This is a genomic window from Alphaproteobacteria bacterium (assembly GCA_019635875.1).
Taxonomy (GTDB): Bacteria; Pseudomonadota; Alphaproteobacteria; order Reyranellales; family Reyranellaceae; genus JAFAZJ01.
Genome location: JAHBYP010000002.1, coordinates 756,143 through 769,877, shown reverse-complemented (window position 1 = coordinate 769,877; position 13,735 = coordinate 756,143). Strand labels below are relative to the sequence as shown.

Below are 13,735 nucleotides of genomic sequence, written 5' to 3'. Positions count from 1 at the left end.
ACACAATCGTCGTGTTATTATGATTCCGGCGGTCAGTTAAGCCCAGCTATCGAATGGCCTGCCGAAGCTACTTCCTGGCGGGCTTCGGCGGCGGTTGCCGGGCGATGATCCGGTCCTTGATCTTGTCGTAGACGGCGTCCGGGATGATGCCCTTGTCTGCCAGCTCGTTCTTGGCCCGGTAGGGCCGGCCCTTGATGATGGCGTCGCTGCGCACGTCGCCGATGCCGTCGAGCGTCATCAGCATTGCCTTGTCGGCCGTGTTGATGTCGATCAGCTCGCTCGCCGGCGCCGCGGGCGGCGGCGTGGCGGGCTTGCCGGCCTGGGCGAGCACGGCGGCCGGCGCGCCGGCAAAACCCGCCAGCAACGCGAGAACGAGGCACAAGCGGGACCGCATTGGATGTCTCCCGGGTTGACGGCGAAAGCGACGCGGCCCATTGAGCACCGACAGACTGACCCCAGATTGACGGCAGCCCATGGCGGCCCTGTACGACAACATCCTGCGCCGTCGCGCGATCATCAGCCGGCAGGCCCTGCTCGCCGACATCGAGCGCCTGTGCGGCGATCCGGCCGAGGGGGGAGAGCCGCCGCGCGGTCCGGTGCTGGCGCTGTTCAAGGAAACCCTGGCGAGGGGCCGCGCCGAGATCCGGCGGCGCTTCGAGGGCGAGGCGGAGAAGGACGCGCATCTCGCCAATGACGGCCCCGCGGTGCTGGCCGCCACGTCATACCTGATGGACCAGCTGATCCGCGGCCTGTTCGACTTCGTCGTCGAGCGCATCTATCCCGCGGCCAATCCCAGCATGGCCGAGCACATCGCCCTGGTCGCCTCCGGCGGCTACGGCCGCGGCCAGCTGGCGCCGCAGTCCGACATCGATCTGCTGTTCCTGCTGCCCTACAAGCAGACGCCGCGCGGCGAGCAGATCGTCGAATACATGCTGTACTTCCTGTGGGACCTCGGGCTGAAGGTCGGCCATGCGACGCGCTCGGTGCCGGAATGCATCCGCCAGGCCGAGCGCGACTTCACTGTCCGCACGGCGATGCTCGAGACCCGCTGGCTGTGGGGCGAACGCACGCTCCACGGCGAGCTCAAGCAGGCCTACGCGCAGAAATTCCTCGCGGGCGAGGGCCGCGACTTCGTCGAGGCCAAGCTCGCCGAGCGCGACGCACGGCACCAGCGCATGGGCGACTCGCGCTACGTCGTCGAGCCCAACGTCAAGGAAGGCAAGGGCGGCCTGCGCGACCTGCAGACGCTGTACTGGATCGCCAAGTACCTCTACCGCGTCGAGGACGTCGCCCAGCTGGTCGACAAGGGCGTGCTGGCCGCGTCGGAGGCGCGCCAGTTCGAGCGCGCCGAGCGCTTCCTCTCGACGGTGCGCTGCCACATCCACTATCTCACCGGCCGGCCCGACGATCGCCTGTCGTTCGACCTGCAGCGCGAGGTGGCGCGGCGCACCAGCTACGCCGACCGGCCCGGCAGCCGCGGCGTCGAGCGCTTCATGAAGCACTACTACCTGCACGCCAAGACGGTCGGCGACCTGACGCGCATCTTCATCGCCGCGCTCGAGGCCAGCCGGCGGCGCAAGCCCAAGCTGGCGTTCCTCCTGGCGGCGCTCAAGCCGCGCCAGCTCGAGGGCTTCAAGGTCGACGGCGAGCGGCTGACCGTGGGCGGCGCCGACGATTTCGTGCGCGAGCCGGTGCGCTTCCTGCGCCTGTTCCATGTCGCGCAGGAGAACGGCATCGACATCCACCCGGCGACGCTCAGGCTGATCACGCAGAACATCAAGCTGGTGGATGCGAGGCTGCGCGCCGACCCCGAGGCCAATCGCCTGTTCATGGCGATGATGACCTCGCGCAAGGATCCCGAAACGACCCTGCGCCGGCTCAACGAAGCCGGCGTCTTCGGCAAGTTCATCCCGGATTTCGGTCGCGTCGTGGCGCAGACGCAGCACGACATGTACCACACGTACACGGTCGACGAGCACACCATCCGCGCCATCGGCATCCTCTCGCGCATCGAGAAGGGCGAGCTCGAGGAGGACCATCCGCTGGCCTCCAAGGTCGTGCACAAGGTGCTGTCGCGGCCGGTTCTCTATCTCGCGGTGCTGCTGCACGACATCGCCAAGGGCCGCGGCGGCGATCATTCGGTGCTCGGCGCCGACGTCGCCCTGCAGCTCGGGCCCCGCCTGGGCCTGAGCGACGCCGAGACCGAGACGGTGGCCTGGCTGGTGCGCCATCACCTGGCGATGTCGGGCACCGCCTTCCAGCGCGACCTGCAGGATCCCAAGACCATCGCCGACTTCGCCGCGCTGGTGCAGTCGCCCGAACGCCTGCGCCTGCTGCTGGTGCTGACCATCTGCGACATCCGCGCGGTGGGCCCCAATGTCTGGAACGGCTGGAAGGCGGCGCTGCTGCGCCAGCTCTACTACGCGGCGGAACATCTGCTGTCGGGCGGCACGCTGCAGGGCGGCCGCGCCGAGCGCGTGAAGCAGGCGCAGGCCGAAGTCGCGCCGCTGCTGGCGGGCTGGAGCGAGACCGAGAAGGAGGTTCATTTCGCGCGCGGCCTGCCGGCCTACTGGCTGTCGTTCGACGCACCGACCCTGGCGTGGCAGGCCGAGCTGGTGCGCGGTGCCGCGAAGGCGCCAAGGCCCCTGCACATCGCGCACCGCGTCGACGCAAAGCGCGCCGTCACCGAGGTCACGGTCTACACCCTCGACACCCACGGCCTGTTCGCGCGCCTCGCCGGCGCTTTCGCGGTCTCCGGCGCCAGCATTGTCGACGCCAAGATCTTCACCCTGTCCGACGGCATGGCGCTCGACACATTCTGGATCCAGGATTTCGACGGCATGGCCTTCGACAAGCCTGAGCGCCTGCAGCGCCTGTGGGCCCGGCTCGAGCTGGCGCTGACCAACCGGCTCGACGTCACGGCGGAACTCGAACGGCAGCGGCCGAACTACCCGACGCGCGACCAGGTCTTCACCGTCGAGCCCAGGGTGCTGATCGACAATGCCGCTTCGAATACCCACACAGTGATAGAGGTCAATGGCCGCGACAGGCCGGGTTTCCTGCACACGGTCACCAGGGCGCTGACCCGGTGCAACCTGCAAATCCAGTCCGCGCATATCACTACATATGGTGAACGGGCGGTCGACGTCTTCTATGTGAAGGATCTGTTCGGGTTGAAGGTCGTCCACGAGGGCAAGCTCGACGACATCCGCCGGCGGGTCGACGAGGCCATCCGGGCCTTCGACTCCCGCTTCGCGCGCCGGCCCATGGCCAAGGTCACAGCCGAGCTGACAGCCAGCGCGGCGGGGGCGGAGTAGCCAGCGAACAACTATTCCTAATCGGACTTATTTCCTGTATTATAAGACGTTACAGTAATTTTATAATCCAGTTCTTGAGGCCTGTTGGCCACCAACCCCAGCGCCGTTTGTTCCATGTTCTCCAAGCTCTTCGACGATCTCGCACATGGCAAGCCAATGCTGGTGATCAGCCTGGTGGTGATCGTCGTCTTCGTCGGTGTGGTGCTTTACATCGCGATGTATGCCGGCAGCAGCAGGGGTGACGGCAGGGGGCGGCGCACCACTCTGATGATGCTGGCGCCGATTATTCTGCTCGGCGGTGGCGGCTGGGCGTTCTACTCCTGGGACCGCTTCGGCGGCATCTCGACATCCTCTGGCGCCGCGCCGTTCTGGGACCGCCCGGGACCCTGGGGCGAATCCGACAGGGCGACCAAGCTGGCCGACCGCGCTCAGCACCAGCTGCGTGCCGGCGATGTCGATGGCGCCCGCCTCACCCTGGAAAGTGCGCTCGACAGCTTCCGCCGCGCCCGCAACACGCTGGGAGAAGCCAAGATCCTGGGCGCGGTCGGCGACATCGACCGCCGGCTGGGCCGCTACGACACCGCGCGGGCCGCCTATGGCGATGCGCTGGTGCTCTACCGCAAGGACAGCAGCCGCGCCGGCGTCGCAAACACCCTGCGCGGTCTGGGCGAGCTCGAACGGCAGTCCGGCAACCGCGAAGCGGCGGTGGCCGCCTACAGCGAAGCGCGCGAGCTCTACCGCGCGCTCAACGACCGCCAGGGCGAGGCCAACACGCTGCTGAGCTACGCCGAATTGCTGCGCAACGCCGGCGAGGTCGCCAACGCGCGCAAGGTCTTCCTCGACGCCCAGCGGCTTTACCGCCTGGAGCGCGACCGCGTCGGCCAGGCCTTCGTCCTGCTTGGCCTGGGCGATCTCGATCGCGACGAGGGCCAGATCGAGAGGGCACGCTCGGCCTACGACGAGGCGCGCGAGATCTTCCGCGACGATCGCGTGCGCTTCGGCGAGGCACTGGCCATGCTCTGCCTCGGCGACCTCGAGGTCGCCCGGCGTGCGCCGGGCGCGGCGCGGTCGTTCTACACCGACGCACGCCTGATCCTGTATCGCGACCGCGTGATGTTCGGCGAGATCCAGTCGCTGATCGGCCTCTCGCTGGTCGAGCGCCAGTCCAACAACGCCACCAAGGCCGTCGAATGGGCGCGCGGCGCCAACGCCGTCGCTGCCCAGGCGCGCGACGCCGTCGCCGTGGCGGCGCTGGAGCATCTCAGGACAAACCCGTCCGACGCACCGCCCGCACTGATGCGCGCGCGCTACTACCCCCTGCGCTAGAACGGCAATCGCGTTGTCACCCCGAGCGCAGCGAGGGATGACAGGTGATCATCAAGTTTACCGACCGGTCCTGACCGAGATCGGCGTCGGGCAGGGCTTGCCGTCGGTCTCGCAGATCGCGTCGACGACGCGAACGCCCACGATCTCGGTGCATGCCGCCTTCAACGGCTGCGACTCGTCGGCATGGATGACCAGCGGACGTGTCGCGTTGGCGGCGATCGGCTGGCTCGCGCCATGGCGATACGACGACTTGAACTCATGGCGATGGGTACGGCCATCGCGCAGCGAGAATTCGAGATCGACCTGGACATAGTCGACCGCGAGCCGCGAGCGGTTGTGGGCGAGCAGCGACGGCACGCAGGAGCCGAACACCGTCGAATTGGGACCGCGCCTGACCTCGATGACGTCGCCGCCCTGCGCCAGCGCCGACGACGCCGCGGCCAGCAGCATCAGCGCCGTGAAGCGTCCGATCATTCGGCGACCTCGCCGCGTCGCGCATCGCGCCGCTGCGCCAGGATCTGCATGATGGCCGCGGCGGTCTCCTCGATCGACCGGCGAGTGACGTCGATGCTCTGCCAGCGCTTGCGCGCGTAATAGCGCCGCGCCTCCTGCATCTCGACCTGGACCTTCTCGATGTCGGTGTAGTCGCTCTCGGTCTCCTCCTGCAGCAGGCGCAGGCGATTGCGGCGGATCTGCACGAGGCGCTCGGGATCGGTCGTCAGCCCGATCACCAGCGGACGCGTCGCGTTCTCCAGCTCCGGCGGCGGCGGCACGTCGGGCACCAGCGGGATGTTGGCCGCCTTCACCCCGCGATTGGCGAGATAGACGCAGGTCGGCGTCTTCGAGGTGCGCGACGGCCCGACCAGAATCACGTCGGCGTCGTCGATGTCGTGCGTCGACTGGCCGTCGTCGTGCGCCAGCGTGTAGTGCATGGCGTCGATGCGGCCGAAATACTCGTCGTCGAGCGCGTGCTGGCGGCCCGGCCACATCGCCGTCTTGCTGTGGAAGTGCACGCCCAGCATGCTCATCGCCTGATCGAGCACACCGACGCAGGGCAATTGCAGGCGCCGGCAATGCTCGCGCAGCCGGTCGCGCAACTCGGGATCAACCAGCGTGTAGAGCACCGGCCCGCGGTTGAGCTCGATGGCGCCGGCGACCTTGTCGATCTGGCCTACGGTACGGATCAGCGGCCAGGTGTGCTCGGTGACGAACACGCCCTCGAACTGCACCAGGCAGGCGCGCGCCACGCTGGTCACGGTCTCGCCAGTCGAGTCCGATACCAGATGGACGTGGAAGTTGCGGCTGCGCATCGTGGCCAAGCTTACCCACGCCGGCCGGGGAATAACAGGTGGACGACCGACCTGATCATCCCCGATTCGCACCGCCGGGACGCGACCCGGCCGCTACAGCACACGGCCGTCCCGATCGTTCGCCGACATCCACCCGACGGGGATCGTCGTTCACGGCTGATTGCGGAGACGGGGACAGCGAACCTGTCCCCGTTGTCCCCGGCATTGTTGCCGCGCCGGATTTCAGCCGAATCGCGGCAAAATCGCTTGTGCCGGGCCGGCTGTCCCCATGCTATCCATCATCCCGCATCGCCTGTGGGCAGCGCGTGGATGAATTTGATCCCCGCGGTCCACACGGCCTACTTCTTCTCCTCCTTAAGATTCAAGATTCATGAAAGAGAAGAAGAGCAAAAACCTGATCCGCACCCTTCGGGGAGAACGGCTGAAAAGCCCGCCGATCTGGCTGATGCGCCAGGCCGGCCGGTATCTGCCGGAGTATCGCGCTGTGCGCGAGAAGGCCGGCGGTTTCCTCGAGCTCTGCTATACGCCGGACTTCGCCACCGAGGTGACACTGCAGCCGATCCGGCGCTTCGGCTTCGACGCGGCGATCATCTTCTCCGACATCCTCGTCATCCCCCACGGCCTGGGCCAGGCGGTGTGGTTCGAGGAGGGCGAGGGACCCAGGCTCGAGGCGCTGACCGGTCCCGGCGATCTGGCGCGGCTGTCGCTGGCCGCGGTCGAGGACAAGCTGGCGCCGGTCTACGCCGCGATCCGCGCCACGCGCGCGGCGCTGCCTGAGGAGACGGCGCTGATCGGCTTCTGCGGCGCGCCGTTCACCCTCGCGAGCTACATGATCGAAGGCGGATCGAGCCGCGACTTCTTCAGGATCAAGCAATGGGCCTACGGCCATCCCGACAGCTTCCGCAGGCTGATCGAGCTGCTGGTCGAGGCCTGCGTCGATCACCTCGATCGCCAGGCCGAGGCGGGATGCGAGGCGGTGCAGATCTTCGACAGCTGGGCCGGGGTGCTGCCGGAGGAGCAGCTCTTCCGCTGGTCGGTGCAGCCCATGCACGCCATTGCCAGGGGATTGAAGGCGCGGCGACCCGATCTGCCGATCATCGTCTTTCCGCGCGGTGTCGGTCCCGCGGCGCTGATGTACCGCCGGCTGCAGGAGTTCGACGCGCTGTCGATCGACACCGCGATCGGCGCGCATTGGGCGGCCGAGCAGCTGCAGCCGCATATCGCCGTGCAGGGCAATCTCGATCCGGTCATGCTGGTGACCGGCGGCGAGGCGATGGTGCACGAGACCAGGCGCATCCTCGGCAAGCTGGCCGATGGCCGGCACATCTTCAATCTGGGACACGGCATCGTGCCGCAGACGCCACCCGACAATGTCGCGCGCCTGGTCGACACCGTGCGCGCGTGGTCGAGCCGATGAGCGGCTGCCGTCGTCCTGCGCGCAGCGAAGGACCCAGCAGTATCGCGGTCACACGCATGCATTGTGTCCGGATGTACCACCGCAAGGCCCTTCGCTGCGCTCGGGACGACGGACGCGTTGCATGAAGGTCGCGATCGTCCTGTTCAATCTCGGCGGGCCCGATTCGCCCGAAGCGGTCGAGCCGTTCCTGCGCAACCTGTTCAGCGATCCGGCGATCATCGGCGCGCCGGGATTCATCCGTCGGCCGCTGGCGCGCTTCATCGCAGGGCGCCGCGCGCCTGTCGCGCGCGAGATCTACGGCCGCATCGGCGGTCGCTCGCCGATCCTGCCACAGACCGAAGCGCAGGCGCGCGCGCTGGAGCGGGCGCTGGCCGGACGCTTTCCCGATCACCGGTTCCGCGCCTTCGTGTCGATGCGCTACTGGAATCCGCTGTCGGATGCCGCCGCGTCGGTCGTGAGCGCGTGGAATCCCGATCGTATCGTCCTGCTGCCGCTCTATCCGCAGATGTCGACGACGACGTCGGAATCCTCGATCGAGGACTGGCGTGCATCGGCGGCGCGTGCCGGCATTCGCGCGCCGACCGGCGTGGTGTGCTGCTATCCGACGCAGGCCGGATTCATCGAAGCCGCCGCCGGCCTGATTCGCCAATCGATCGCCCAAGTCGGTGCTCAGCCCCATCGGCTGCTGTTCTCGGCGCATGGCCTGCCCGAGAAGGTGATCCGCCGCGGCGATCCCTATCAATGGCAGGTCGAGCAAAGCGCGCGGTCCGTCGTCGAGCGACTGGCGCTGCCCGATCTCGACTGGAGCATCTGCTACCAGAGCCGCGTCGGCCCGCTGAAATGGATCGGACCCTCGACCGATTCGGAGATCCAGCGGGCGGGTCGCGACGGCAAGGCCATCGTGCTGTTTCCCGTCGCCTTCGTCTCGGAGCATTCCGAGACGCTGGTCGAGCTCGACATCGAGTACCGCGAGCTGGCGCACCGCTCGGGCGTGCCCGCCTTCCATCGTGTCGAGACCGTGGGCATCAACGAGGCCTTCATCGTCGGCCTGGCGGACCTTGTCGAACGTGTACTGGCCCAGCCGGATCGTGCGATCGTCAATGGTGGCGGCTTCGCCGCTTGCCCGACGCCGCACGTCCGGTGTCTGCTGGCCGGGCGGTCAGGGAAATAGGCGATGCTCTATCTCGTCCTGAAATCCCTGCACATCGTCGCGGTGATCGCCTGGATGGCGGGCATGCTCTATCTGCCGCGCCTCTTCGTCTATCACGCCGATGCCGAGCCGGGCTCGAAGCAATCCGAGACGTTCAAGATCATGGAGCGCCGCCTGATGCGCGCCATCATCAACCCGGCGATGATCGCGACCTGGATCTTCGGCCTGAGCATCGCCTACCTCCAGGACTACTGGCTGCAGGGCTGGTTCATCCTCAAGATCGCGCTGGTGCTGGCGCTGAGCGGGGTGCACGGCGCGTTCTCCCGCTGGCGGCGTGACTTCGAGGCCGACCGCAACACCAGGCCGGCGCGCTTCTATCGCGTCTGGAACGAGGTGCCGACCCTGCTGATGATCGGCATCGTCTTCGTCGTCGTGCTCAAGCCGTTCTGACTGGTCACGCGGAGCGACGCACGAAGCATCATAGTCACCCTGTCATCCCGAGCGCAGCGAGGGATCCAGGGAGATGCCTGGACCCCCGCTGCGCTCGGGATGACAGGTGCGTTTGAATCGCTGCGTGCCGCGCTACAGTGCGGCATGACGCTCGCCGACTGGCTCATTGTCATCGAGATCGCCGCGACCCTGGCGTTCGCCGTGTCGGGGCTGATCGTGGCCGCGCGCGAGAGGCTCGATGTCGTGGGCGCCGCCGTGGTCGCCATCGCCGCGGCCTTCGGCGGCGGCACGGTGCGCGACGTGCTGCTGGGCCGGCGGCCGTTCTTCTGGGTCGAGCACCAGGAGTATCTCTGGGCGGTGCTGATCCTCGCCGCCTTGTCGTGGCCGTTGTTCGTGCGCGGCCGCGTTGCCGTGTCGGAGCGCGTACTGGTGATACCCGACGCCCTGGGGCTGGGCCTGTTTTCCGCCACCGGCGTCGGCCTGGCGCTCGATGCCGGCATGCCGATGCTGGTCGCGGTGCTGATGGGTGTGGTGACCGCGGTGTTCGGTGGCGTGGTGCGCGACGTGCTGTGCAATCGCCTGCCGGCGGCGCTCTACGATCACCAGCCCTACGCGCTCTGCTCCTTCGCGGGCTGCTGGATCGCCATCGGCTGCGTCAGGCTGGGCGTGGCGCACACCACGGCGCTGCTCGCCGGCGCGGCGCTGGCCAGCGCGCTTCGGCTGCTGGCGTGGTGGCGCGGCTGGCGGCTGCCGGGCTGGCCGACAGCGTAGCTAGAAGATCGCGACGGCGCTGACGATCATGCGGGTCGCCGAGCCCATCAGCAGCACGTCGGGGCCGACCTGGATGTAGAGATAGCCAGCGGGCGCCGGCGTCAGGCGTCCCAGCAGGGCGGGCGGCAGCGCGAAGTAGGCGACTCCCATGGGCAATGGCTGCCCGATGGCCCACTTCTTGGCCAGGCCAGGCGGCATGCAGCCATTGTGCTTCTTGGCCAGACCGGGCGGGCAATGACCCATGGTCGCCTGGTGGCCGTAGTACTGGCGAATGACACGCTGGTCGGGCGCGCCGATGGTCACCGAGACGCTGGCGCTGCCGCGTGGCGCGGGTGCCACAGCCGGGCCCGGTCCCGGCCGCACCACGTCGGGCTGACCGCCGCGGCCCTGTCCCTTGCCGCGACCCGGACCGGCATCCGCGGGCCTCTGCGCAAAGGTGGGCATCGCAAGAGCGAGGGCAATCGTCGTGGCCATCAGGGCAAGAGCGGCGCGCATCGGGTTCCTCCTGTGCCTCGGCGATGCATGGTCCCGGTTTGTGGCGGGAATCGGGAGGGTCGCAGGCGCCGTCGCCGGCGCGCTATGCTGCGCCCGCTGGAGTAAGGAGGAGACGAGCATGGCCAAGGCAAAGAAGGTGGCGGCGAAGAAGGTGAAGCCCAGGCCGGCGAACCCCAGGGTGTTCAACAAGGGTCTGGCGATCCGCCGCCAGGTGCTGGGCAAGCAGTACGTCGACAACTCGCTGGCCAACGCCAACGAGTTCATGATGGCTTTCCAGGAGATCACCACCGAGTACTGCTGGGGCTATGTCTGGGGCCGCGACGGACTCAGCAAGAAGCAGCGCTCGATGCTCAATCTCGGCATGCTGGCGGCACTCAACCGCGGGCCCGAGCTGCGCCTGCACATCAACGGCGCCATCACCAACGGCGTGACCAAGGACGAGATGAAGGAGATCTTCCTGCAGGTCGGCATCTATTGCGGTATCCCCGCCTGCCTTGACGCCTTCAAGACGGCCAACGAGGTGTTCAAGGAGCGCGGACTGTGAGGGCGGCGGCCGGGTTGCTGGCGATGGCCGTCGCCGCGCCGGCGGCCGCGCAGGGCCTCGACGGCGCCTATGCCGGCCGGCTGAGCTGCGAGATCCTCGCCGGCCAGACGCGCCGGGCGCTGGCGACGGATATCCGCATCACCATCGCCGGGACGACCGTGAGCTACGAGCGCGAGATTCACAGCCCCGATGGCGGGACCACGGGCATCAAGGAACGTGGTACCGGGACGGTGAGAGGAACCAGCCTGTCCATGGCTGCCACCGGACGCGGCAACAGCTGGTCCTACGAGGCGAGCTACAGCGGCACGATCACCGGCGGCACGATCGCGATGCGCGGCGCGCAGAAATGGCATGTCAACCGCGGCAACCAGGACCGGCAGTGCACGATCAACGCCCGGCGTCGCTAGGGAGGCAGGCAATGCGACACGCGATCTCGGCTGGTGCGGCGGCGCTTGTGTCGCTGGCCATGGTCGCTCCGGCACAGGCGCAGTACGACGGCGTCTACACTGGCCAGGTCCAGTGCGGGCCGACGGGCGGCCAGCGCGTGCCGGCGGGCACCGTCCGTGTCAACGTGACGGGCGCGAGCTTCACCTATGAGGTCCAGCTTGCCGGCGGCGGCATCGAGCGCGGCAGCGGCAGTGTGACGGCCCCCAGCCTGTCGGCCGGCGGCTCGGCTTCGGGCGGCGGCGTGCGCTACGACGGCAGCTACAGCGGCCAGATCATGCCCGGCAATCTCTGGATGACCGGCGCGCAGAGCGGCACCTTCCCGGGCGGCGCGCGCGGCAACCGCCAGTGCTCGATCGCGGCGCGGCGCCGATGATCCTGCGTGCCGCCCGGACCGACGAAGCCGCGACCCTGACGGCGCTGTGCGTGCGCTCGAAGCGCCACTGGGGCTATGACGACGACTTCATGGCGCGCTGCGCCGTGTCGCTGGCGGTGCCCGACCAGGCGATCGCGCGCGGCGACGTGCAGGTGGCGATCGACGAGAGCGGCCGGCCGCTGGGCACGGCGCAGCTCTCGCTGCCGTTCGACGACGCCATCGAGCTCGACAAGCTGTTCGTCGATCCGCCGGTCATCGGCCATGGCGTCGGCGCCGCGCTGCTGCGCTGGGCGCTGGACGAGACCCGCGCGCGCGGCGTGAAGCGGCTGGTGATCCTGGCCGATCCCAACGCCGCGGCGTTCTACGAGAAGATGGGCGCGCGCTTCCTGCGCATGGCGCCGTCCGATGCGATTCCCGGCCGCGAGCTGCCGTTCTACGAAGTCGATCTGCGAGGACAAGCGTCATGAGCAAGAATCTGGCCCCGCCGGCCACCATCGCCTTCATCGGGCTGGGCATGATGGGCCGGCCGATGGCCGCACGCCTGCTCGGCGCCGGCTATGCCTTGCGCGTCTACGACCTGTCGCAGCAAGCGATGTCGGAGTTCGTTGGCGCCAATCCCGGCGCCATCGCCACGGCGTCCGCCAGGGCCTGCGCCGAGGGCGCCGACGCGCTGATCGCCATGCTGCCCGACGGCAAGATCGTGCGCCGCGCGCTGCTCGATGGCGCCGATGCCGCGGCCGAGGGCCTGTCGAAGGAGGCGGTCTTCGTCGACATGTCCTCGAGCGCGCCGGTGGGCACGGTCGAGCTGGGCAAGGAACTGACCGCGCGCGGCCTGTCGATGATCGACGCGCCGGTCTCCGGCGGCGTGCGCCGCGCCATCGACGGCTCGCTGGCGATCATCGCCGGCGGCGCGGCTGATGACGTCGAGCGCTGCAGGCCGCTGCTGCTGTCGATGGGCAAGACGGTGTTCCACACCGGCGCCATCGGCGCGGGCCACGCGGTGAAGGCGCTGAACAACTACCTGTCGGCGACCAGCCTGCTGTCGATGTGCGAGGCGATGATCGTCGGCGAGAAGTTCGGCATCGATGCCGGCATGCTGGTCGACGTCTTCAACAGCTCCAGCGGCATGAGCAACAGCACCCAGGTCAAGGGCCGCCAGTTCATCGTGCCGCGCAACTACGCCGCCGGCTTCACCATGGCGCTGATGGCCAAGGACCTGCGCACCGCCGCCGACCTGGCGGCGCAGCTCGACGTCGAGGTGCCGACCATGGCGGGGATGGCCGAGATCTGGGCGCGCGCGGCGGAGAAGGTCGGCCAGTCGGCCGACCACACCGCGATCCACAAGTTCCTGGAAGGCAAGTAGCACGTGTCTTTACCTTCCCCCGGAGGGGGAAGGTGCCCGAAGGGCGGAAGGGGGATGTCGAAGACGAACGCAGGAGTCCGTCTTCGACATCCCCCATCCGTCAGCGCTACGCGCTGCCACCTTCCCCCTCCGGGGGAAGGTAAGGCTCTTGAGTCTACTTGCCGCGGGTGAACGCCAGCCAGATGCCGCCACCGATCAGTGTGGCGCCGCCGGCGGCCGAGAGCATGCGCACGCGCCGGCGCGAGAACAGCGCCCGGGCGCGGCCGGTGAGGATGGCGTAGAGGCTGTCGGAGATCGCCGCGATCACCATCGCCGTGGCGCAGAGCAGGACGATCTGGCTGGTCTGCTCGCCGTTGGGCGACACGAACTGCGGGATGAAGGCGCCGAAGAAGATCAGCACCTTCGGGTTGCTCGCCATCACCAGGAAGCCCTGCAGGAAGAAGCCGCCGCGCGGCCTGGGCGTGGCCACCGCGGGATCGAGCGTGCCGGAGTCGCGCAGCATCTTCCAGCCGAGATAGACCAGGTAGGCGGCGCCGGCCCAGCGCAGCCAGTCGAACAGCCAGCCCATGGTGGCGACGACCGAGGACAGGCCGATCACCAGCACGACCATCATGCCGGCCAGCGCCAGCTGGGTGCCGGCGACGTTGAGCAGGCCGGCCCGCGTGCCGTGCGTCAGGCTGTTGCCGACGACCAGCGCGACCGTCGGACCGGGGATCACGGTGATCACCACCGAAGCGGCGACGAAGGCGAGGTAGAGTTCGAGCGACATGCG

Annotated in this window: 16 protein-coding genes; 11 read left to right on the top strand and 5 right to left on the bottom strand. The window is 68.4% G+C overall.

From position 1 onward, the window contains the following. Positions 1-67 precede the first annotated feature (67 nt). The gene (locus tag KF889_09925; protein MBX3499749.1) at positions 68-394 is read right to left on the bottom strand and encodes a helix-hairpin-helix domain-containing protein; all 327 of its coding nucleotides are present in this window, start codon (positions 392-394) and stop codon (positions 68-70) included. Between the two features lie 79 nt (positions 395-473). Here KF889_09925 and KF889_09920 point away from each other — a divergent pair, with 79 nt between their 5' ends. Both KF889_09920 and KF889_09915 read left to right on the top strand, forming a co-directional pair. Next, positions 474-3,317 (top strand): [protein-PII] uridylyltransferase, encoded by a 2,844-nt coding sequence (locus KF889_09920; GenBank protein ID MBX3499748.1) that lies wholly within the window; start codon positions 474-476, stop codon positions 3,315-3,317. Between the two features lie 114 nt (positions 3,318-3,431). Then, positions 3,432-4,643 carry a tetratricopeptide repeat protein gene (locus tag KF889_09915; GenBank protein ID MBX3499747.1) on the top strand — a complete coding sequence of 404 codons (1,212 nt, stop codon included), beginning with the start codon at positions 3,432-3,434 and terminating at the stop codon, positions 4,641-4,643. 57 nt (positions 4,644-4,700) lie between these two features. On the opposite strand, the gene KF889_09910 is transcribed toward KF889_09915, so the two are convergent. After that, positions 4,701-5,117 (bottom strand): hypothetical protein, encoded by a 417-nt coding sequence (locus KF889_09910; GenBank protein ID MBX3499746.1) that lies wholly within the window; start codon positions 5,115-5,117, stop codon positions 4,701-4,703. After that, positions 5,114-5,953 carry a kinase/pyrophosphorylase gene (locus KF889_09905; GenBank protein MBX3499745.1) on the bottom strand — a complete coding sequence of 280 codons (840 nt, stop codon included), beginning with the start codon at positions 5,951-5,953 and terminating at the stop codon, positions 5,114-5,116. The genes KF889_09910 and KF889_09905 overlap by 4 nt, the downstream gene beginning before the upstream one ends. Before the next feature lie 370 nt (positions 5,954-6,323). On the opposite strand from KF889_09905, the gene hemE reads away from it, so the two are divergent. The 4 genes from hemE (at position 6,324) to KF889_09885 (ending at position 9,741) form a co-directional block, all read left to right on the top strand. Beyond that, positions 6,324-7,370: a uroporphyrinogen decarboxylase gene (hemE, locus tag KF889_09900; GenBank protein MBX3499744.1), complete on the top strand. Its 1,047-nt coding sequence runs from the start codon at positions 6,324-6,326 to the stop codon at positions 7,368-7,370. 121 nt (positions 7,371-7,491) lie between these two features. Further along, positions 7,492-8,541: a ferrochelatase gene (gene hemH / locus KF889_09895; GenBank protein ID MBX3499743.1), complete on the top strand. Its 1,050-nt coding sequence runs from the start codon at positions 7,492-7,494 to the stop codon at positions 8,539-8,541. Positions 8,542-8,544: 3 nt separating this feature from the next. Next, a complete protein-coding gene (gene hemJ, locus KF889_09890) occupies positions 8,545-8,970 on the top strand; it encodes a protoporphyrinogen oxidase HemJ (GenBank protein MBX3499742.1) in 426 nt (141 codons plus the stop codon). Positions 8,971-9,114: 144 nt separating this feature from the next. Then, entirely contained in the window at positions 9,115-9,741 is a 627-nt protein-coding gene (locus tag KF889_09885; protein ID MBX3499741.1) for a trimeric intracellular cation channel family protein, read from the top strand. On the opposite strand, the gene KF889_09880 is transcribed toward KF889_09885, so the two are convergent. Continuing rightward, positions 9,742-10,236 (bottom strand): hypothetical protein, encoded by a 495-nt coding sequence (locus tag KF889_09880; GenBank protein MBX3499740.1) that lies wholly within the window; start codon positions 10,234-10,236, stop codon positions 9,742-9,744. Between the two features lie 118 nt (positions 10,237-10,354). Between KF889_09880 and KF889_09875 the strand changes: the two genes are divergently transcribed. Genes KF889_09875 through KF889_09855 form a run of 5 tightly spaced genes read left to right on the top strand, consistent with a single transcriptional unit; the run spans position 10,355 to position 12,963 of the window. Beyond that, entirely contained in the window at positions 10,355-10,780 is a 426-nt protein-coding gene (locus tag KF889_09875; protein MBX3499739.1) for a carboxymuconolactone decarboxylase family protein, read from the top strand. Further along, positions 10,777-11,187 carry a hypothetical protein gene (locus KF889_09870; GenBank protein ID MBX3499738.1) on the top strand — a complete coding sequence of 137 codons (411 nt, stop codon included), beginning with the start codon at positions 10,777-10,779 and terminating at the stop codon, positions 11,185-11,187. The genes KF889_09875 and KF889_09870 overlap by 4 nt, the downstream gene beginning before the upstream one ends. An 11-nt stretch (positions 11,188-11,198) precedes the next feature. After that, on the top strand, positions 11,199-11,600 hold the full coding sequence (locus KF889_09865; GenBank protein ID MBX3499737.1) for a hypothetical protein: 402 nt from the start codon (positions 11,199-11,201) through the stop codon (positions 11,598-11,600). Then, positions 11,573-12,067 carry a GNAT family N-acetyltransferase gene (locus tag KF889_09860; GenBank protein MBX3499736.1) on the top strand — a complete coding sequence of 165 codons (495 nt, stop codon included), beginning with the start codon at positions 11,573-11,575 and terminating at the stop codon, positions 12,065-12,067. Before KF889_09865 ends, KF889_09860 begins: the two co-directional genes overlap by 28 nt. Further along, positions 12,064-12,963, top strand: a complete 900-nt coding sequence (locus KF889_09855; GenBank protein ID MBX3499735.1) for an NAD(P)-dependent oxidoreductase — start codon at positions 12,064-12,066, stop codon at positions 12,961-12,963. The genes KF889_09860 and KF889_09855 overlap by 4 nt, the downstream gene beginning before the upstream one ends. 154 nt (positions 12,964-13,117) lie before the next feature. Here the strand turns inward: KF889_09855 and KF889_09850 are convergent, their stop codons facing one another. Continuing rightward, positions 13,118-13,732: a LysE family translocator gene (locus KF889_09850; protein ID MBX3499734.1), complete on the bottom strand. Its 615-nt coding sequence runs from the start codon at positions 13,730-13,732 to the stop codon at positions 13,118-13,120. Between the last annotated feature and the right edge of the window lie 3 nt (positions 13,733-13,735).